The sequence below is a fragment of the Thermoactinomyces intermedius genome, from assembly GCF_013912365.1.
Classification (GTDB): domain Bacteria; phylum Bacillota; class Bacilli; order Thermoactinomycetales; family Thermoactinomycetaceae; genus Thermoactinomyces; species Thermoactinomyces intermedius.
This window is the reverse complement of the sequence record NZ_JACETT010000033.1, coordinates 139,233-158,043: the sequence shown is the minus strand read 5'-3', so window position 1 is coordinate 158,043 and position 18,811 is coordinate 139,233. Positions and strand designations below refer to the sequence as shown.

Annotated in this window: 23 protein-coding genes; 2 read left to right on the top strand and 21 right to left on the bottom strand. The window is 49.3% G+C overall.

Annotated features, from left to right (window positions below):
• Positions 1-21 precede the first annotated feature (21 nt).
• The 18 genes from glyS to H1R82_RS08320 form a co-directional block, all read right to left on the bottom strand.
• Entirely contained in the window at positions 22-2,100 is a 2,079-nt protein-coding gene (glyS, locus tag H1R82_RS08405; protein WP_181730930.1) for a glycine--tRNA ligase subunit beta, read from the bottom strand.
• Complete coding sequence (gene glyQ, locus H1R82_RS08400; RefSeq protein WP_181730931.1) at positions 2,097-2,984, bottom strand: glycine--tRNA ligase subunit alpha; 888 nt, start codon at positions 2,982-2,984, stop codon at positions 2,097-2,099. The genes glyS and glyQ overlap by 4 nt, the downstream gene beginning before the upstream one ends.
• Before the next feature lie 321 nt (positions 2,985-3,305).
• Positions 3,306-4,052, bottom strand: a complete 747-nt coding sequence (gene recO, locus H1R82_RS08395) for a DNA repair protein RecO (protein WP_181730932.1) — start codon at positions 4,050-4,052, stop codon at positions 3,306-3,308.
• A 22-nt stretch (positions 4,053-4,074) separates the two neighbouring features.
• Positions 4,075-4,209 carry a YqzL family protein gene (locus tag H1R82_RS08390; protein WP_181730933.1) on the bottom strand — a complete coding sequence of 45 codons (135 nt, stop codon included), beginning with the start codon at positions 4,207-4,209 and terminating at the stop codon, positions 4,075-4,077.
• A gap of 82 nt (positions 4,210-4,291) precedes the next feature.
• Complete coding sequence (era, locus tag H1R82_RS08385) at positions 4,292-5,197, bottom strand: GTPase Era (RefSeq protein ID WP_232333816.1); 906 nt, start codon at positions 5,195-5,197, stop codon at positions 4,292-4,294.
• 102 nt (positions 5,198-5,299) lie between these two features.
• A complete protein-coding gene (locus H1R82_RS08380) occupies positions 5,300-5,989 on the bottom strand; it encodes a diacylglycerol kinase (protein ID WP_181730935.1) in 690 nt (229 codons plus the stop codon).
• A 17-nt stretch (positions 5,990-6,006) separates the two neighbouring features.
• Complete coding sequence (gene ybeY / locus H1R82_RS08375; protein ID WP_181730936.1) at positions 6,007-6,477, bottom strand: rRNA maturation RNase YbeY; 471 nt, start codon at positions 6,475-6,477, stop codon at positions 6,007-6,009.
• Positions 6,474-8,615: an HD family phosphohydrolase gene (locus H1R82_RS08370; RefSeq protein WP_181730937.1), complete on the bottom strand. Its 2,142-nt coding sequence runs from the start codon at positions 8,613-8,615 to the stop codon at positions 6,474-6,476. The genes ybeY and H1R82_RS08370 overlap by 4 nt, the downstream gene beginning before the upstream one ends.
• A 13-nt stretch (positions 8,616-8,628) precedes the next feature.
• Positions 8,629-9,615: a PhoH family protein gene (locus H1R82_RS08365; protein WP_220214939.1), complete on the bottom strand. Its 987-nt coding sequence runs from the start codon at positions 9,613-9,615 to the stop codon at positions 8,629-8,631.
• 4 nt (positions 9,616-9,619) lie between these two features.
• The gene (gene yqfD / locus H1R82_RS08360) at positions 9,620-10,831 is read right to left on the bottom strand and encodes a sporulation protein YqfD (protein WP_181730938.1); all 1,212 of its coding nucleotides are present in this window, start codon (positions 10,829-10,831) and stop codon (positions 9,620-9,622) included.
• Between the two features lie 14 nt (positions 10,832-10,845).
• Complete coding sequence (locus H1R82_RS08355) at positions 10,846-11,103, bottom strand: YabP/YqfC family sporulation protein (protein ID WP_181730939.1); 258 nt, start codon at positions 11,101-11,103, stop codon at positions 10,846-10,848.
• Positions 11,104-11,235: 132 nt separating this feature from the next.
• Complete coding sequence (locus H1R82_RS08350; RefSeq protein WP_181730940.1) at positions 11,236-11,424, bottom strand: alpha/beta-type small acid-soluble spore protein; 189 nt, start codon at positions 11,422-11,424, stop codon at positions 11,236-11,238.
• 132 nt (positions 11,425-11,556) lie between these two features.
• Entirely contained in the window at positions 11,557-11,739 is a 183-nt protein-coding gene (locus H1R82_RS08345) for a hypothetical protein (RefSeq protein WP_181730941.1), read from the bottom strand.
• A complete protein-coding gene (gene floA / locus H1R82_RS08340; RefSeq protein ID WP_370527000.1) occupies positions 11,736-12,725 on the bottom strand; it encodes a flotillin-like protein FloA in 990 nt (329 codons plus the stop codon). The genes H1R82_RS08345 and floA overlap by 4 nt, the downstream gene beginning before the upstream one ends.
• 14 nt (positions 12,726-12,739) lie before the next feature.
• A complete protein-coding gene (locus tag H1R82_RS08335; protein ID WP_181730943.1) occupies positions 12,740-13,399 on the bottom strand; it encodes an NfeD family protein in 660 nt (219 codons plus the stop codon).
• Positions 13,400-13,461: 62 nt separating this feature from the next.
• On the bottom strand, positions 13,462-13,905 hold the full coding sequence (locus H1R82_RS08330) for a GatB/YqeY domain-containing protein (RefSeq protein ID WP_181730944.1): 444 nt from the start codon (positions 13,903-13,905) through the stop codon (positions 13,462-13,464).
• 14 nt (positions 13,906-13,919) lie between these two features.
• A complete protein-coding gene (gene rpsU, locus H1R82_RS08325; protein ID WP_037994530.1) occupies positions 13,920-14,093 on the bottom strand; it encodes a 30S ribosomal protein S21 in 174 nt (57 codons plus the stop codon).
• Between the two features lie 255 nt (positions 14,094-14,348).
• Positions 14,349-14,693 (bottom strand): histidine triad nucleotide-binding protein, encoded by a 345-nt coding sequence (locus H1R82_RS08320; RefSeq protein ID WP_181730945.1) that lies wholly within the window; start codon positions 14,691-14,693, stop codon positions 14,349-14,351.
• A 102-nt stretch (positions 14,694-14,795) separates the two neighbouring features.
• On the opposite strand from H1R82_RS08320, the gene H1R82_RS08315 reads away from it, so the two are divergent.
• Positions 14,796-15,179, top strand: coding sequence for a hypothetical protein (locus H1R82_RS08315; RefSeq protein ID WP_181730946.1), 384 nt, complete (start codon positions 14,796-14,798; stop codon positions 15,177-15,179).
• A gap of 93 nt (positions 15,180-15,272) precedes the next feature.
• Positions 15,273-16,211, top strand: coding sequence for a Na/Pi cotransporter family protein (locus H1R82_RS08310; RefSeq protein ID WP_181730947.1), 939 nt, complete (start codon positions 15,273-15,275; stop codon positions 16,209-16,211).
• On the opposite strand, the gene H1R82_RS08305 is transcribed toward H1R82_RS08310, so the two are convergent.
• The 3 genes from H1R82_RS08305 to H1R82_RS08295 form a co-directional block, all read right to left on the bottom strand.
• Entirely contained in the window at positions 16,208-16,633 is a 426-nt protein-coding gene (locus tag H1R82_RS08305) for an NUDIX hydrolase (protein ID WP_181730948.1), read from the bottom strand. The two genes, H1R82_RS08310 and H1R82_RS08305, sit on opposite strands and share 4 nt — an antisense overlap.
• 79 nt (positions 16,634-16,712) lie before the next feature.
• Positions 16,713-18,059, bottom strand: a complete 1,347-nt coding sequence (gene mtaB, locus H1R82_RS08300) for a tRNA (N(6)-L-threonylcarbamoyladenosine(37)-C(2))-methylthiotransferase MtaB (RefSeq protein WP_181730949.1) — start codon at positions 18,057-18,059, stop codon at positions 16,713-16,715.
• Positions 18,056-18,802 (bottom strand): 16S rRNA (uracil(1498)-N(3))-methyltransferase, encoded by a 747-nt coding sequence (locus H1R82_RS08295; protein WP_181730950.1) that lies wholly within the window; start codon positions 18,800-18,802, stop codon positions 18,056-18,058. The genes mtaB and H1R82_RS08295 overlap by 4 nt, the downstream gene beginning before the upstream one ends.
• Positions 18,803-18,811 lie beyond the last annotated feature (9 nt).

Below are 18,811 nucleotides of genomic sequence, written 5' to 3'. Positions count from 1 at the left end.
AGCTTTGAAGCTGTTTCTTTTTTAAGCGAAAACGATCTGGTTAAAATCAGCAAACCGGTGAATCAACCGGGTGATGTCACTCAGCAAGGCGAGACGGTTTCTTTTGATTTCCTCTTCTTCCACCATCACCATCACCCGGTCAAAGAAGTGGTGAATATCCGGTGCCATTTGCGCCAAGGCTTCATACATGGCACGGAAATCTTGTTGTTTTTCCGCTTTCTGATAACCGGTTTTCACTTCTTCCAACCGGCGGTAAAGCGTTTTTTCGGCATCTTCCCGGAAAAGGGATGGATCCGGCGTGGAATCCCCGGCATTTTTTGCCAATCGCGCAACACGCGTAAACCCTTCGACTTCTTCTTTAAACGCTTCCCGTCCGACTTGCCCCATCAATACCCGGGCTTTTTCCACGACATGCACGGGCCGGGAAAGATCGGAGGCCAATACCGCATCGATCACGTCATACCGGATTTCTTTCTCCTGCAATACCGTACGCAGGCGGAGCGCAAAGAATTCATGCAGCTCTTTTTCCAGTTCACCGGGACGCTTTTGGAGCAAACCGGCTTCTTCCAGCTGCGCCAAGGAAAGTTGCCACAATTGTTTTAAAGAAAGCGCGTGGTAATCTTCGGCCAACAAAATCTGGATGATCCCCTGCGCTTTTCTGCGCAAGCCGTAGGGGTCTTGGGATCCCGTCGGCTGAATTCCGATTCCAAAACTGGACACAATCGCATCCATTTTGTCAGCAAGCGAGAGCAATCCGGCAATTCTCCGGCCCGGGAGGGCATCTCCGGAAAAACGGGGCAAATGGTGCTCATACACGGTTTCGGCCACTTCCGTTTCCTCTCCGGCATTCAGCGCGTAAGTGCGCCCCATGATGCCTTCCAGTTCGGGAAATTCCCCGACCATCTGAGTCACGGCATCAAACTTGCAAATTTGTGCCGCCCGTTTTAATTGAGACCGCTCTTTTTCCGAGAGGCTGATCCTGTCTGCCAGTTGTGCGGCAAGGGCTCCGAGCCGGCGCACCCGGTCCCCCAGGCTTCCCAATTCATCCTGATACACAATCTGATCCAATTTTTGCACGGCGTCGTCCAACGCAAGTTTTAAATCTTCTTCATAGAAGAAGCGGGCATCCGACAAACGGGCACGAAGAACCTTCTCATTTCCTCTGGCCACCGTTTCCAAATACTGGTCGTTCCCGTTGCGGACGGTCACAAAATAAGGCAATAATTGTCCGTTTTTATCTTCCACCGGAAAATAACGTTGATGTTCCCGCATGGTGGTGACCAACACTTCACGCGGCAGAATCAAAAACTCTTCATCGAATTGCCCGTACAACACCGTCGGGTATTCCACCAGATGGGTAATCTCCTTCAACAAGCCTTCTTCTGTCGGAATCACCCAGCCCTTTTCTTCCTCCAACCTTTTCAACTGGTTCAAGATGGCATTTCTTCTCGCCTCCACGTCGGCCAAAACAAATTGCTGATTCAGCACTTCTTCATAAGCACCTGCTTCCGGAATCACCGCTTCGCTTCCCAAAAAGCGATGCCCCCGGGTTTGATTGCCTGCCGTCAATCCTGCCCACCGGACGGGAATGATTTCGTCCCCCAACAGACAAACCAGCCAGCGCACCGGACGAATAAACCGCACCCGCGAATTCCAGCGCATGGTCTTTGGAAAATGGAATTGATTCATTAAAGACGGAATCCCTTCCAGCAGCAACTCGGCCGTCCGTTTTCCGGGTTGGTGGATTTTGGCAAAGACGTAGTTTTCCCCTTTTACTTCTTTGAGAACGAGTTGATCAGGATTCACCCCTTGTTTTTTGGCAAATCCCTGAGCCGCTTTGCTCCAGGTGCCGTCCTCCAGCTTGGCGATTTTTTCCGCAGGCCCTCTCACTTCTTTATACACGTCTTCCTGCCGCTCTGAAACGCCTGTGACACAAACGGCCAACCGGCGCGGGGTGGCATAGGTTTTGCAATGGTTGTATTGAACCCGGTTTTCTTTCAGCCAGCCGCTCAACTTGTCTTTCAGCTGGGCCGCCGCATCATCCACAAACCGGGCCGGAATTTCCTCGCAACCGATTTCCAGCAGCAAATCCTTGCTCATTTGCTTCTTCCCCCTTCTTGTTTTAATAAGGGATAACCCAATTTCTCCCTTTGCTCGACGAAAGCTTTGGCAATTTTCCGGGCCAGATTTCGCACCCGTCCGATATAACCGGTCCGCTCCGTCACACTGATCGCTCCCCGGGCTTCCAGCAGATTGAAGACATGCGAGCATTTCAGCGCATAGTCATATGCCGGGAAAACCAATTGGTCCTCCAAGGCCCTCATCGCTTCTTTCTCAAAGTCATCAAACTGGCGGAAGAGCCACTCTTTATCGGAGACTTCAAAGGTATATTTGGAATGCTCATATTCCGGCTGGCCAAACACATCGCCGTACTTTACGCCATCCACCCATTCAAGGTCAAAGACATTTTCCTTTTCCTGAATGTAAGAGGCCAAACGTTCCAATCCGTAAGTCAATTCCACGGAAACCGGATCCACATCCAGACTGCCCACTTGTTGGAAATATGTAAATTGGGTCACTTCCATCCCGTCCAGCCATACTTCCCATCCCAGTCCGGCCGCGCCGAACGTCGGGTTTTCCCAGTTATCTTCCACAAAACGGATGTCATGCTTGGACGGGTCAATCTCCAACGCTTCCAAGCTTTTCAAATAAATTTCCTGGATGTTGTCCGGTGCCGGCTTTAACAGCACTTGAAATTGATGGTGCTGGTAAAGGCGGTTGGGATTTTCCCCGTAACGGCCATCCGCCGGACGCCTAGAAGGTTCCACATACGCCACGTTCCACGGTTCCGGACCCAACGCCCTTAAAAAAGTCATCGGATTTAATGTTCCGGCCCCTTTTTCCGTGTCGTAGGGCTGGGCGAGGATACAACCATGCGAAGCCCAGTAATCTTGCAATCGTTTGATCATCTCCTGCATGTTCACAGCTTTCCACCTCCGTCAAATTTCCACCTAAAAAACCTCTCATCCCTGACAAAACCCGTGGTTTTCTCATAGGGACGAGAGGTTTTCCCGCGGTTCCACCCTATTTGACCCGGACTTGGTCCAGGCCCGCTTTTTTATCATACAGCGCTTAAGAACTGCCTTCACCAATTGCCCGGACCGGGCTCCCACCATCCCCGGCTCGCTGCTTACACAGACAGATTTGGCTACTCCTTTTCTCTCATCGCGCCGATCTTCAAATTTTAATAATGGTATAGCAAAAATCCTTTCAAATGTCAATATCCATAAAAAAATCCGGAAAACTCACGTCCAGATTTTTTTGAACTGCTCCAGCAGTTGCAAGGATTTCAGCCGGACTGGCAAATACTCTTCAACAAATCCCCGGATCATTTTTTCCAACTGCTCTTTGGTCTCCGGTTTCACATCGATTTTACCGAGCCGGTGCGGATCGACTTGTTGCAGGATCCGCAAGATCCGGATGCTTGCCACCGATACCAAAATCCCGTTTTGGTCCTGATCCTGACAACGTTCGCATAACCAGCCGCCCTGACGGATACTGAAACGGACAGGGTGCCGGCCGGAACCACAAGAAACACACCGGTCTGTCACCGGAGTGTAACCCGCCGTTTTCAACACGCTGAGTTCCAAAATAAAGGTTAAGATATCAGGATCCTTTTTTTGTTCCAAATGCTCCAACAAGGAAGTCAACAAATCGTACAAAAAAGGATCCGCTTCTTTTTCTTCCGTCGTTTTGTCGATCAACTCCAGCCAGTAGGCGCCATATGCCGTCAACAACAGATCGGAACGCAACAAGTGATGAGAAGAAATGAGATCAGCTTGCGACAGCGTCGCGATGTTCCCGTTTCCAAAACTGACAAAATGAGCCCGGGTGAACGGCTCGGTCACGGCTCCAAAACGGCTTTTGGTTTTCTTGGAGCCTCTGGCCATAAATGAAACTTTCCCCTGGTTTTTCGTATAAACGGTTAAAATTTGATGGCTCTCTCCGTAATCGCGAGCTTTCAGGACAATTCCCTCATATTTGTTTAACACCGGTTAACCGCCCTTTCCCGTGTCAGCCGCTTTCCTCCTCATCCCGCTCTTTTTGCGCTTTTTCTTCTTTCTCTTTTATGTTTTCGAGGCTTTTGAGCAAGAGATATGCATCAATACTGCCAGTCACTTCAAAGCAACTCCATAAGAAATTGCGCAACCAGCATCACCCTTTCCGTTGATTACAACTTTAGGATGACCTTTTGAGCGGGAGAGTATAAGAAGGAAAATTTGTCATTTTTTCAGATCTCTTCTTCCGTGTAACCCAGTTGACGCAACATGATGTCTTCGTTGGTCCAGTCTTTTTTCACTTTGACCCACAAATCAAGGAAAATTTTCACACCCAGCAAACGCTCGATTTCAACCCGGGCACGCGTGCCGACTACTTTCAGCAAGGCTCCTTTTTTGCCGATCAGGATGCCTTTTTGCGAAGGCCGCTCGGCATAAATCGTGGCCAACACATCCACGATGTCCTTCCCGGGTCTCCGCTTCATTTCCTCGACGACGACCGCCACCGAATGCGGAATTTCTTCCCGGGTCAGTTCGAGGACTTTTTCCCGGATTAATTCACTGACGATAAACCGTTCCGGATGATCGGTCACCTGGTCGGACGGATAGTATTTCGGCCCTTCCGGCAGATATTGAAAAATCTGTTGAATCAGCGTTCCCGTATTATTTCCGTTCAGCGCCGAAATCGGCACCACTTCCGCAAACGAAAAATCTTTGCGGTATTCGTCAATGAGTGGCAACAAATCATCCGGATGCACTTGGTCGATTTTATTGACCACCAAAAAAACCGGCGTTTTGACATCCTTTAAATGGTTCATGATAAATTCGTCCCCGGGGCCTTTTCCGGCGGACGCATCCACCAGAAACAGGATCAAATCCACTTCTTCCAAGGCATTGTGCGATGCCCTGACCAGCATTTCCCCCAATTTGGATTGCGGTTTGTGAATCCCCGGTGTATCCAGGAAAACAATTTGTCCGTTTTCTTCGGTGTAAACCCCCCGGATCTTGTTGCGGGTGGTTTGCGGTTTGTCGGACATAATGGCGATCTTCTGCCCGATCACATGATTCATCAATGTCGATTTTCCCACATTCGGGCGCCCGATCAAGGCTACAAATCCTGAACGAAATTCACTTCCCAAGACAAATTCCCCTTTCAAAAATTGCTTGGCCCTTCTTGTAAAAGAATGGTTGCCAAGCAATGGTCTTTTTCTTTCTCTATTTTCACCGGAAACAGCCGGTTCTTACAAGAACTGCGCGCCAATCAGCGCCACCAGAATCCCCAGCAAGACGCCAAAGAGCACCGGTACCCGCGAAGAACGGAAACGGAGGCGGGTGCCGATCAACATGGCAAAAAGCACAAGGACCAATAAGGTGATCAGAAAGTGACCGATGACACCAATCAGTAATACTGAAACACAACCGGCAATGGATGCGACCATACTGGGCTCCCAATTTCCGCGATCCACACGTTGCAGCCAGCCTTTGATAAAAAGCGTGAGGAAAAAGTCAAATACAATGATGACCGCAAGACTGATATTGGCCGGGATCGTCTTATGGTTGATGGCCAAGGTGAACAAAGCATCCAGATGCGGATAAAAAACACTGATTCCGATGATCACGGCAAATCCGGCGGTAAGAAGCACCGCACCGGCTGCGACATCTTTGGCCACTTTGGCAAGCGGATGATATTCACCGGTGATCATATCGACAACGGCTTCAATGGCCGTATTGATCAATTCAGCAAACAGGACGAGGACGATTGCGACAAACAAGACCAGCACTTCCACTTTGTTCATCGGAAGCGTGAGGCTCAACAAAAGAACCCCCAATGCCACCAAAAAATGAAACCGCATGTTCCGTTGCGTCACAATCGTGTATTTTAATCCTTCCAAAGCGTAGACAAAACTGCGTAACAGTTTGGTCACTTTCATGAAAGACATCCTCCCTTTTACCGGTGCAACCCTGCTTGCTGTAAGATCTCCTCCTGTCTTTGGAACATTTCTTTTTCTTCTTCCGCCGTTTCATGATCATATCCCAACAAATGTAAAAAGCCGTGTACGGCCAGAAAGCCCAGTTCCCGCTCAATGGAATGGCCGTATTCTTCCGCCTGTTCCTTTGCTTTGGGGTAAGAAATCACAATATCCCCGAGCGGCACGGTTTCTTCTTCTTCCGTGATCACCCAATCCTCTTCCGGTTCCCACAGGGGAAACGACAAGACATCGGTGGGACGGTCCACTTGGCGGTACTCCTTGTTCAATGCATGGATCTGTTCATTGTCCACCACCGTGACCGCCACATCCGCCGGAGGCAGGTTTTCTGCCCGGGCGGCGGCCCGGAGCGCTTTGAATATCACCGAAAGCGACTCTTGTTCGGCTTCGTTTAAAGGAAGTTCCACTTGCAAATCAATGACTAAACTCATTCTTTCTTGACTCCTTTGGTATTTCCTGTTTCATCCGGATATTCGATGCGCGAATGAAAGATTCCCTGCAAGGTTTCGCAAACCGATTTTTCAATCAGGTCAAGCTCCCTCAGGGTCAGGTCACATTCATTGAACTGTCCGTCTTCCAACCGGTCCCGGATGATCTTTTTGACCATGTTTTCAATGCGGGACGGAGTCGGTTTGGACAGCGACCGGACAGCGGCTTCCACACAATCGCAGATTCCGACAATCGCGGCCTCTTTAAATTGGGCCTTGGGCCCGGGGTAGCGGTAATCTTCTTCACGCACATTTTCCATTTGTTCTTTGGCTTTATAATAAAAATACTTGATCAAGGTGGTTCCGTGATGTTGGGCGGCGATATCCTGAATCGGTTTGGGGATCTTGTGGGACTTTAATAACTCCACCCCGTCTTTGGCATGGGAAATAATAATGCTTTTGCTTAAATTGGGCGATATTTTGTCATGGGGATTTTCCCTGGACAATTGATTTTCGATAAAAAATTGCGGACGCTTGGTTTTGCCCACATCATGATAATAAGCCCCCACCCTCGCCAGCAATCCGTTGGCGCCGATTGCTTCGGCCGCCGCTTCCGACAGGTTTCCGACCATCACCGAATGATGGTAAGTCCCCGGACTTTGAATCAGCAACTTTCGCAGCAACGGATGATTGGGATTGCCGAGTTCAATGAGACGCATCGGGGACAAAATGCCAAAAAGCGTTTCCAAATAAGGGAGAAAACCCATGGTCAAAACAGCCGAAAAGATCCCGCCCAACATGGCAAAACCGATCGACTGCAACAATTCATTCAAGGTTCCCTCCACCGGCATCATAAACCAGATGGCCGCCACCGGTATCACGGAAGCCAGCGAAGAAATCAGCCCTGCTTTCAAAATGGCGCTTCTTTTTCGCACATCGCCCAGCGCAAACGCCGCCGTCATCCCGCTCACCAGCGAAACCAGACCGTATCGGAAATCAAACAGCAAATGATTATCCCCGTTAAACAACACACTGCAGAAGATCGACAAAAAGACCGTGCAGATCAAAGACAAGCGTATGTTGAGCAGCAAAGTGATCAACATGGATCCCAATCCGACCGGAACCAGATACCCGATTTTGCTCCATTCGAGATTTTGTCCGTAAGACACCACTTTCATCCCGATCAGCGTGAGCAGCAAAATGCAAAACAGCAACAACAAGTTCCGGTTATTGTGGTGATTATCCGGATCAAAACGGTAAATGTAATAATACAAAAGACCCATGATGGTAAAGACAAACAAAAGGATTCCCAGATGTGTCTGCAATTGGGTGTCTTTTTTCAGCAGGCCCAATTCTTGCAATTTTCGATACTGGTCATCCGTCACCACTTCTCCGTATGCGACGATGATTTGTCCTTTATTGATGGGAATCGGCTTGATCGCTTCCTGCACTGCCTGCTTTTGCTGTTCGGTCTGATTCTTGTCATAAAATTCATTGACAACCAGGCTTTTTTTCGCCAGTTCACTCACCAGGGCCTGCTCGTCATTGTTCAGGGTGTTGACGCTGAGATACAAGGTTTGATCCACTTTTTCCTGCATTTTTTTCAGTTCGTCTTCCCGGACCCCGTCTTGTAAGATTTCAGACACAATCTGGCGGGTGGTCAAACGAATCACTTGCAGTCGGTCCAGCGAAACATTCAGCAGTTTTTGGTAAAACCCGTCCGAAAACTCCAAGGAAAAAGTGGCTTCAAAATCATTTTTTAATTTCTCCCGCTTTTCATCCGCATCCGCCGGATTTTCCAAAATTTCTTTGGCCATCACAAAGATGGAATCAATCTTTCCGATTTGCTGCATGGTAATGTGATCATCTTTGATGTACACCGGCTCCACGGATGCAGCCGCTTTTTTCCTTGCCTGATTGGTCGCATATTCATCCACTTTGGTAACAGGGGACACCACCGTTGCCGGACTGGGCTTCCCGAGGGTGATATCATATTGGTCCGGCAACACATGATGGATTAACAATAAATAGAACGCGATCCCGAAGATCGCGTACATCAGAATCTTTACACGCCAGCTTGTTTTCCAATCCTTTAAATGAAACCAATGGCTCACACCAGAGGTCGGTTCTTTGCTCTTCATTGGAACCGGCTCCTTATCTGTTCTCCTCTTCTTTTGAATCGGCTTCATAAGCATCAATGATTTTCTGTACCAAGGTATTGCGGACAACATCAGCTTGTCCCAAATAAACAAAGCTGATTTCCGGAATCGATTTCAAAATCCGTTCGGCTTCTTTCAAACCGGACTTTTTGCCTCTCGGCAAATCAATTTGCGTCACATCTCCCGTGACCACCATTTTGGAACCAAACCCCAAACGGGTCAAAAACATTTTCATCTGTTCAGGGGTCGTGTTTTGCGCTTCATCCAAAATCACAAACGAATCCTCCAAGGTTCGGCCCCTCATGTAAGCCAACGGGGCGACTTCAATCAACCCCCGCTCCATCATTTTATTCATTTGCTCGGTGCCCAGCATCGTATACAAGCTGTCATAAAGCGGACGCAAATAAGGATCCACTTTTTCCTGCAGATCCCCGGGCAAAAATCCCAGATTTTCTCCCGCTTCGACAGCCGGGCGGGTTAAAACGATCCGTTTCACCCGATGGGCTTTCAGTGCCGACACGGCCATCACCACAGCCAAGAACGTTTTACCGGTTCCGGCCGGGCCCACACCAAAGACAATGTCCGATTTTTGAATGGCCGTCACGTAATGGCGCTGTCCCAACGTTTTGACCCGGATGGCTTTTCCTTTTTGGGTCACGCCGATTTCTTCCTGGTACAACTCCAGCAATTCATCGGCCAACCCCTGCTCCGCCAGACGGTGGGCATACACTACATCCCTTTCGGTCACTTGCATCCCGCGGCGAATGAGGGTGAGCAGCACCCGGAACAATTCCTCCAAAATTTCAACATCCCCGGGCTGCCCTTGGATCAACACCTCTCCTCCGCGCGAAATAATCCGGGCATTGGTGTTTCTTTCAATCTGTTTCAAATAAGCATCATGGGGCCCAAAAAGACTCAAGGCTTCTGCCCCGCTGCGCAAATGAATTTTTACGGTTTTGTTCTCTTCACGTGGATTTTGCAATGGCTCATTCTCCTTGCAGAATCGGTTGGATTTTAGCGATATTTTCAATCACATCAAAGTGTACTTTCAAATAAACTTTACCATTCTCTTGGCGCTTCTGCAAAACTTTTTGCCCCAAAATCCGCCCGTCCGGCCCGATTTTTTTAAGTAAATCCTCCTTGGCGTGAACCAGCCCTTCCTGAACGGCTTCATCAACGGACAACCGTTCTTTCATCCATTCCATTTCCAGCTCTTCTTGTTCCACCCAGCCCACGGGAAGTTCCCACCGGCCCAACTTCAGGAAGTGAAAATGATCCATCACCTCAGTGGATGAATACGGCGGTTTCCTGTGAAAAGGATTTTTCACCACATGGGAAAACAGATAAGGATAAACATGTTTTTCGCGGTGTCCCGTATATACTTTTCTTTTTCGTTCCAGCGGGATCTCGACGCTGGACTCATACCAGACCTCTCCCCATACTTTTCCCTTTGCACCCACTATTTTTTTCGATTTTGAATTATTTAAATCCCCGTAGATTCCCGATACCAAAATTTGGCCTTCTTTGACGACATCGTTCACCTCGACCAACGGATTGCCCCGTTCCACTTTCAGATCGTAAATCAGGGCGTTTTTGGTGGCGACCAAATGCACGGGGCCGGCATCGCGGTTTGGTTCGCCGGCCGGATCCTTCTCTTTTTTTTCCACCACGGTCACCACCACCCGTGTCCCTTCAATGCGGACACCGACCCAGGAAGCCTGCGGCAATTGGGACAGCAAACGGTATTGGACTTCTTCCCGGTCCGGCAAACGCATCTTCCATTGGCCGGGATACACGCCCTCTTTTTTTAATAAAGCTTGTACGTGTTGCACGGGGATTTTCTCCGTTCCTTCCACTTTCACATTCCAGACCAGCGAGGTGAAGAAAAGAATCAAGACAAAAAACAAAACAGCACCCGCAACGAAGAACTTCCTCCTTTTCAATCGCTTTAAGAAAAAAGGAAGCCCTTCTTTTTTCACAATCCTCACCCGGCTGCCCGATTTACGCGCAAACCGGTAGAAAGCGAGAAACTCCGACAGTGGCACTTCTAACCGGAGGCGGTGCCCGTCCAGCCATTCGATGTTTTCCAGTTCCATCCCTTGCTGAACCGCCTGGTTGATTAAAGAAGTCAAATGTTCCCCTTCGCAAATACATTCGATTTTTCCTTTGAAATTGGATGGTAAGATGTTGGATGACACGCCGGGTCCTCCTCTTATTCCTGAAATTGAAAGCCCATAATTTTTCCTTCAACCCATACCACTTCAGGCTGAATGGCTTTGATTTTTAATTGCTTTCCTTCGATCTTCAAGATCCCGGTTTTGGTCTTCAGCAGCAATTGATCGGCATTAAATTTCTCAATCTCCTGATAATTTTCCACTTGCATGGTCATCGAGCCGATGATCTCAATCCGCGGAGCATCACTGGTCACATGAACCGGTAAATCCAACCAATCCGAAGCCCATTTGCGCATGGTTTTTCAGCCTTCCTCTCCACCCGCTCCATCTTTTGTACCATCCTTATGCTTCGATGTTCTCCGTTATGTTTCGATCCCTCCCACCAAAAAAGCATGGGAACCTTGTATCACCCATGCTTGTCAACCCGTTTATTTATTCAATTGTTTTTGCGCTTGTGAAATGAGCCGTTTTGTGATCTCACCGCCGACGGAACCATTGGCACGGGCCGCCGTGTCAGAACCCAACTTCACTCCGAATTCCGAAGCAATTTCTTCTTTGAATTGGTTTAACACCTGCCGGGCACCCGGAACCAGCAACCGGTTGGAACGATTGGCCACCTTCTTCACCTCCTTTGTTTTTTTAGTATGAGTGGACGGATTGAATCCATGACAGAGATTTATTTCCTCGGTTGGGATAAAAAAGAAAAGCCCGTTCCCCGCAAGGAACGGACTTCTTGATTGAAATGCACCTTAAAAACGGCGATACCGGAACCAAGAAAAGGGTTTTAAGGCCCGGGGCGCTCCCAAAATTTCACTCATCAGGAATCCTTGACGGAGCTCGGAACGGGTCAGCCAAAGCGACGACTCCGGGGCATCTTTCCGCTCCTTTCTCTGATTCCCTTCCATCTTCTCCTTCACTTCTTCAAAGATCATTCTTTATCTCCACCATTTTCCTTGAGATCATCTCCGCGCAGGGAACGGCGCATTTTGGTGTCGGCTTCAATATTTTGCAACATGTAATAATCCATAAAGCCCATTTTTCCGGAACGCAACGCTTCGGCCAAAGCCAACGGAACCTGGGACTCCGCTTCGATCACTTTGGCTTTCATCTCTTGAACGCGGGCTTTCATCTCCTGTTCCGCGGCCACCGCCATAGCCCGACGTTCTTCGGCTTTCGCCTGGGCAATCTTCTTGTCGGCTTCGGCTTGGTCAATTTGCAAAGCAGCGCCGATGTTCTTTCCGATATCAACATCCGCAATGTCAATGGACAAGATTTCAAACGCTGTCCCCGCATCCAAACCTTTGCTTAAAACGGTGTTGGAGATCATGTCGGGATTTTCCAAAACTTCTTTGTGGTTTTCTGCCGATCCGTTGGTGGTGACAATCCCTTCCCCCACGCGGGCAATGATGGTTTCTTCACCGGCGCCTCCGACCAGACGGTCGATGTTGGCACGCACCGTCACCCGCGCAATCACCTTGACTTCGATTCCGTCTTTACAAACCGCAGAAACTTCCGGGGTTTCAATCACTTTGGGGTTGACGCTCATCTGCACGGCTTCCAGCACGTCCCGTCCGGCCAAATCAATGGCAGCCGCCCGTTCAAACACCAGGTCGATATTGGCACGTTGCGCCGCAATCAAAGCATCCACCACACGATCCACATTTCCGCCTGCCAAATAATGCGTTTCCAATTGGGAAATATCCACATTCAATCCGGCTTTACGTGCCTTGATTAACGGATTGACAATGCGGGCGGGAATAATCCGGCGCAACCGCATTCCGATCAGGGTCGTCAAACCAATGTAAACCCCCGAGGCCATGGCCGTGATCCACAGCATGACCGGAACAAAGGAAAAAAACAGGGAAATCGCAATGATAATCAATATAACCGAAAACAACGAACCATAATCCATACCCATTCTCCTTTTTGTTGTTAATGGTCAGAATCCAAATCCTTCACACGCTTCACAACCACACGCATTCCTTCAACATGAATAACTTTTACTTCTTCTCCGCTTGGTATAATTTCTCCTTCACTGACAACATCTTCCTTCCGGTCGCCAAACTTGGCAAAACCGGACGGGCGCAACGGAGTCAAAGTGATTCCGACTTGCCCGAGCAATTCGTTCCGGTCTTTTGAAGACGTATACCCTTCCTCATTGGATTGGGACGACCGGAGCACCACACGGTTCCATTTCACTTCCCATCCCAAAAAACGGATCAGGATCCACACGATCACCGCCGTGAGCAGGACCGCTCCGGCCACAATCCAAATGGCCTCGCTCAAAATGGGAACGGCATTGAAAATGGAAACCGCCACCAAAATCAATCCAATCATTCCAACAATCCCCAGTGTCGGCAAAAAAATTTCCAACAAGATCAAAATGATTCCGGCGATAAAAAGCAAAGGTTCGCTTGCACCGGCCGTTCCGGCATGAATATAAGTCCCGAAAAAAACGGCAAAACTCGCCAAACCGATCAATGCGCCAAGTCCGACTCCCGGGGAAAACAACTCCACCAGCAAACCCACAAGCCCGATGGTGAGGATGATCATCATCACCGCGGGATTCATCAAAAATTCCGATAGTTCCATCCCGGCTCGCCCTCCCATTCCGGTACAAAAAACAGCGTGTTTGGATAAACACGCTGCAATCATTACTGAAGTGCTTCTTGCACCAGGCGATTGACCAATCTTCCTTCTGCCCGTCCCTTCACTTTGGGCATGATCGCACTCATCACTTTGCCCATGTCCGCTTTGGAACCGGCCCCCACTTCTTCAATGACTTGTTGCACCAAGGCTTTCAATTCCTCTTCGGACATTTGTTCCGGCAGATAAGCAGAAAGGATGTCAATCTCCGCTTGCTCTTTCTCTGCCAAATCGTCGCGTCCGGCGGCTTTGTATTCAGCCAGTGAATCTTTGCGTTGTTTCACTTCACGCATGATGACACTGATGATTTCATCATCGTTTAACGGACGCTTTTTATCGATTTCTTCTTTTTTTATCGCTGATTTTAACATGCGAATGGTGGATAATTTTTGTTTATCCTTATTTTTCAGTGCCATTTTCATTTCTTGATCCAACTGATTCGTCAAACTCAAAAAATGCCACCTCACTAACGGCGCTTTCTGCGTGCCGCTTCCGACTTCTTTTTGCGTTTTACACTCGGCTTTTCATAGCGCTCGCGTCTTCTGTATTCGGCCAAAATCCCGTCTTTGGCGCAAGAACGCTTGAAACGACGCAAAGCGGCATCGAGTGATTCGTTTTTGCGAACGCGAGTTTCAACCATGCTATTCCCTCCCTCCACGGGTCAGCTAGACCGCTTTGGGCCGGCAGCCTAACAAAGGAAAAAGACCCACACATTTCAAGCAAAAAAACAAGAGAGCGGCCTTCCCCCAGAGGAGGGTCAGCACAACAACACCTGCTCAAAAAATCAACCAACGATGCCCAAAATAAGGTTCCCAAGACAGTTGCCCGAGAACCACCGTTGGAGACACAAATAATCATTTTATATTATATCTTAAAAGAATGGTTCCTGTCAAAATCAACCCGGAGGCCAGGTCAGAGTCCGTCCGCCCAATAAATGGAAATGAATGTGATAGACGGTTTGTCCGCCTTCTTTTCCGACATTGTTTACGATCCGAAATCCTTTTTCATCCAAATGATACTCTTTGGCGATTTTTTGAATCGCCGCCATCACTTTCCCCGCCAACATCTGGTCTTCTTCCTCCAAATCCATGATCGTCGGAATATGTTTTTTCGGAATGACCAGAATATGCGTCGGAGCGGCCGGGGAAATGTCATGAAACGCGTAAACATATTCATCTTCGTACACTTTTTTGGAAGGCAATTTCCCTTCCACGATTTGGCAAAAAATGCAATCTGCCATACAAGTTCCCTCCCTACTTTTTCAGGGCAATCTATGTATTCACCCATTTTTCCCGTTTGGCATACACTATATCAGCCTGAAAGGAAAAAAGGGGTGAAAACCATGACACAACGCAATCATTCATCGGCATCCCAACTGCGGAAACTGATCCGGAAAATCGTCCGGGAAGAAATGAGCCAATTCTTTGCGGAGTCAAAAAAAGAAAACCATTCCGCTTCCCTTCCGGAACAAAGCGAAGACGGGCCGACCATCAAACCGCCGCGCATGGCGGAAGATCCCCATACGGGCACTTGGGCCATTTTCGGGACACCGGAACTGGCACCGGTCCAAACCCAATCGGAACATCCCCGTGCTTTGCCCGGCTTTCCGGAATTGTACCGCCCGGACTTCACCGGTTTTGACGCGCCCCCGTTCATCCCGAAACATCCCCGGGAAAAGCCGGGAGACCCGTCCGTTAAAACGGCACCGAAAGAAAGAAAAGCATAATGCACCAGCCCTGTTGCAGGGCTTTTATTTATTTTATCGGTCATTCCCTCCGGATGTCCACATATAAATCAAATCAAGGAGGGAAACAAGCTGATGCCGATTCAATTGTTGGTTCCGTTCGGGTTTGGTCTTTTTATTTTTTTATGGGGACTTTCCAAAATGCGGACAGGCTTGGAAAACCTGGCCCGTGACCGCTTGCAGTCCGTGTTGCTGCAATTTACGAAAACACCGGTGCGCAGTTTTTGGACCGGAACAGTCACCACCGCCTTTTTGCAGTCCAGCAGTGCCGTGACGGTATTGACCATCGGTTTCGTCAATGCCGGCATGCTCACATTTTCCCAATCGTTGGGAATCATCCTGGGAAGCAACGTGGGAACCACCATCACCACCCAAATCCTGGCCTTGAAAATCGAAGATTTTGCCATCTTTCTTTTGGTTATCGGCGGCGGCCTCACTTTGCTTTCCAATCCGTTCCTCAAAAACACCGGCTCGGTCTGTCTCGGGTTCGGAGCCATCTTTTGGGGAATCGAATGGATGCAAAGCATCACGGAATCCCTGAAGGAACAAGGATGGGTTTCCTGGCTCATCCATCACGGCGGAACCCCCGTTGTTTCGGGGCTTGCCGCAGGCATTCTGATCACGGCGCTGATTCACAGCAGCAGCGCCTGCATCGCCATGGCCATGGGATTTTATGCCGCCCAGGTGATTCCGCTTCCTTTTGCCATCGCCGTTGTGTTCGGAAGCAACATCGGCACTTGCGTCACGGCACTCATGGCGTCCATCCGCACCATCCCTGCCGCCAAACAAGTCGCCCTTTCCCATCTGATCTTAAATGTGGCAGGCGCCATCTTGTTCACCCCGTTGATACCCGTCATCGCCCGGCTGGCACCATATTTGTCCGGCGATCCGGCAACGCAAATCGCCCACATCCAGACCTTATTCAATCTCATTTGTTCCATTGCGGTGCTTCCGTTTTGCGACCCATTCGCCCGCTTCATCACCTGGCTCGTTCCGGAAAAAGCAAGCCTTTAGCCCGCATTGGTCAGGATTTTAACGGCCTGATCCATGACCTCCTGATTATTCGAATAGCCGTGATGCACTTGTTTTGACAACGCTTCTTCCAGCGTGAGCCATGTGACATCATCAATCTCTTCCAACTGGGGGGTTTCCGTCCCTTCCAACGCTTTCACCAAATAATAGTGCACCGCCTTGTCCGTTTCCCCGTGCTGCGGATGTTCATATGTATACTGCACGGTCACCAGGGGACGCAGAATTTCCCCTTTGATCCCCGTTTCCTCTTCGATTTCCCTCAAGGCCGTTTCCTCAACGGTTTCGCCCGGCTCTTGTTTTCCTTTCGGCAACGTCCAATGGTGAAAACGGTCTTTAATCATCAAAATCTCGTATCTTCCGTGTTTTTCCCGAAACACAACACCGCCTGCAGAAATCTCTTTCAATTTCCATCCTCCTTTTGAAAAAAGGTAAGAAAAAAGGTTGTCAACCCCGACCGGTTAACAACCTTTTTCCATCCTGACCTCAACCAACCCGGGCCGGACGGGGCACTTCATCCACCACACGCACGAAAGTGCCGTAACAATACTCCGGATCCACACGATCAATTTTCACCCGGCAAACTTTTCCGACCCATTCCGGATCAGCCGGGAAAGCCACTTGCAGGTAGTTATCCGAATAACCCATATAAAGCCCGCTGTCCGGGTCCTCTTTAAACGGTTGTTCCGGAATCACTTCCACCACTTCGCCCACAAAACGGCGGGCATACTCCACCGTCAACCGTTTGGACAGTTCAATAAGCTTGCGAACCCGTTCGTGTTTCACTTCTTCCGGCACTTGGTCCGGCATGCGGGCGGCAGGGGTTCCGGTTCGTTTGGAGTAAGGGAAGACATGCAGCTGATACAATTTCAAGTCTTCAATAAAGCGATATCCGCGCTCAAATTGTTCTTCCGTTTCTCCCGGGAAACCGACAATCACATCGGTGGTGATCGCCACATCCGGCATGGCTTCATGCAACTTCATGATTTTTTCCCTGTATTCTTCTGTCGTGTATTTGCGGCGCATCCGTTTTAACACGGCGTCATCTCCCGCCTGCAACGGAATATGCAGATGGCGGCACATTTTTTCGGATGCGTTCAACACCTCGATCACCCGGTCATCGATTTGACTGGCTTCAATGGAACTGATCCGGATTCTTTTCAATCCTTCAATTTGATCCAGATCCCACAACAAATCAGCCAGCTTGTAATCTTCAAAGTCATCCCCGTAACCGCCTGTGTGAATTCCGGTCAGGACAATCTCTTTATAACCGGCATCCACCAACTGGCGTGCCTGTTTCAGGACGTTTTCAGGCTGACGGCTGCGGGACAACCCTTTTGCCCAGGGAATAATGCAGAACGTGCAGAAGTTGTTGCATCCTTCCTGGATTTTGAGATATGCCCGGGTTTGATCCGAGAACGAGGGTACATCCAATTCTTCAAATTTGCGTTGTTTCATAATGTTACCCACAGCGTTGATCGGTTCACGTTCCCGCATGTATTGTTCCACATAATCAATCAGCTTTTCGCGCCCTTGTGTCCCGACCACGACATCCACCCCGGGAATCGCGGCCACTTCGGCGGGAGAGGTTTGGGCATAACATCCGGTCACCGCGATGACCGCGTCGGGATTGCGCCGGATCGCCCGGCGGATCATTTGCCGGCTTTTCCGGTCTCCCGTATTGGTGACGGTACAGGTGTTGATCACATAAACATCGGCTTCCTCTTCAAAGTCCACCCGCTTGTAATCCGCTTTTTTAAACATTTGCCAGATGGCTTCGGTTTCATATGCATTCACTTTACAACCCAACGTGTGAAAAGCCACGGTTTTCATTGTGTTTCACCTCCCAATTCGTGTCTTGCAAACAACATGCAAGAAAGAGCAACCAGCGGTGCTGTCTCGGCTCTCAGAATCCGGTTTCCCAATGTGACCGGCACGGCTCCCCTGGCTTTGGCCTCATCGATTTCGGCTTCGGTAAACCCGCCTTCCGGTCCGGTCACCAGCATGATGTCATTCGCTTGCGAGCCGGCCATCGCTTGACCGATGGGGACTCCCCCTTTTTCATACGCGATGAGGACAAGAGGAACCCTTTCCATCTCAGCGAGAAATTCTTTCCATGACAAAACGGGCAAGACGGCCGGCACTTTACCGCGATGCGACTGTTCGGCCGCTTCTTTTGCAATCCGTTGCCAACGCTCCCGCTTCTTTCTTTCCTTTTTATCATCTATATGGATCAACGAACGTTCAGAACAAAAGGGCTGAAAGGAAACAGCACCGATTTCGGTCCCCTTTTGTATGATCCATTCCAGTTTATTGCTTCTCACCAAAGAAGGAGCCAAGGTAATCCTGGTTTTCGGTTCTCCTTTCGAAGGCCGCTTGTCCACCACTTCGCAAAGGACTTCGTTGCGGTTGATTTCCGAAATGGAGCAAAGATAATCCATTCCGTCTTCTTTGCAGACGATGATTTGATCATCGGGCTGAAACCGCATCACGTTGCGAATATGGTGCACTTCTTCCCCTTTCAACCGAACGAATGAACCTTGAAATGCGTCTTCAGATACAAAATATCTTTGCATTTGACACTC

Excerpts from the sequence above, each read along its gene's own strand:
- glyS (WP_181730930.1), bottom strand. The coding sequence starts at position 2,100 with ATGAGCAAGGATTTGCTGCTGGAAATCGGTTGCGAGGAAATTCCGGCC.
- H1R82_RS08380 (WP_181730935.1), bottom strand. The coding sequence starts at position 5,989 with ATGAAAGTGACCAAACTGTTACGCAGTTTTGTCTACGCTTTGGAAGGA.
- ybeY (WP_181730936.1), bottom strand. The coding sequence starts at position 6,477 with ATGAGTTTAGTCATTGATTTGCAAGTGGAACTTCCTTTAAACGAAGCC.
- H1R82_RS08370 (WP_181730937.1), bottom strand. The coding sequence starts at position 8,615 with ATGAAGAGCAAAGAACCGACCTCTGGTGTGAGCCATTGGTTTCATTTA.
- H1R82_RS08355 (WP_181730939.1), bottom strand. The coding sequence starts at position 11,103 with ATGCGCAAATGGGCTTCGGATTGGTTGGATTTACCGGTTCATGTGACC.
- H1R82_RS08345 (WP_181730941.1), bottom strand. The coding sequence starts at position 11,739 with ATGATCTTTGAAGAAGTGAAGGAGAAGATGGAAGGGAATCAGAGAAAG.
- floA (WP_370527000.1), bottom strand. The coding sequence starts at position 12,725 with ATGGGTATGGATTATGGTTCGTTGTTTTCGGTTATATTGATTATCATT.
- H1R82_RS08335 (WP_181730943.1), bottom strand. The coding sequence starts at position 13,399 with ATGGAACTATCGGAATTTTTGATGAATCCCGCGGTGATGATGATCATC.
- rpsU (WP_037994530.1), bottom strand. The coding sequence starts at position 14,093 with ATGGTTGAAACTCGCGTTCGCAAAAACGAATCACTCGATGCCGCTTTG.
- H1R82_RS08320 (WP_181730945.1), bottom strand. The coding sequence starts at position 14,693 with ATGGCAGATTGCATTTTTTGCCAAATCGTGGAAGGGAAATTGCCTTCC.
- H1R82_RS08315 (WP_181730946.1), top strand. The coding sequence starts at position 14,796 with ATGACACAACGCAATCATTCATCGGCATCCCAACTGCGGAAACTGATC.
- H1R82_RS08310 (WP_181730947.1), top strand. The coding sequence starts at position 15,273 with ATGCCGATTCAATTGTTGGTTCCGTTCGGGTTTGGTCTTTTTATTTTT.
- mtaB (WP_181730949.1), bottom strand. The coding sequence starts at position 18,059 with ATGAAAACCGTGGCTTTTCACACGTTGGGTTGTAAAGTGAATGCATAT.
- H1R82_RS08295 (WP_181730950.1), bottom strand. The coding sequence starts at position 18,802 with ATGCAAAGATATTTTGTATCTGAAGACGCATTTCAAGGTTCATTCGTT.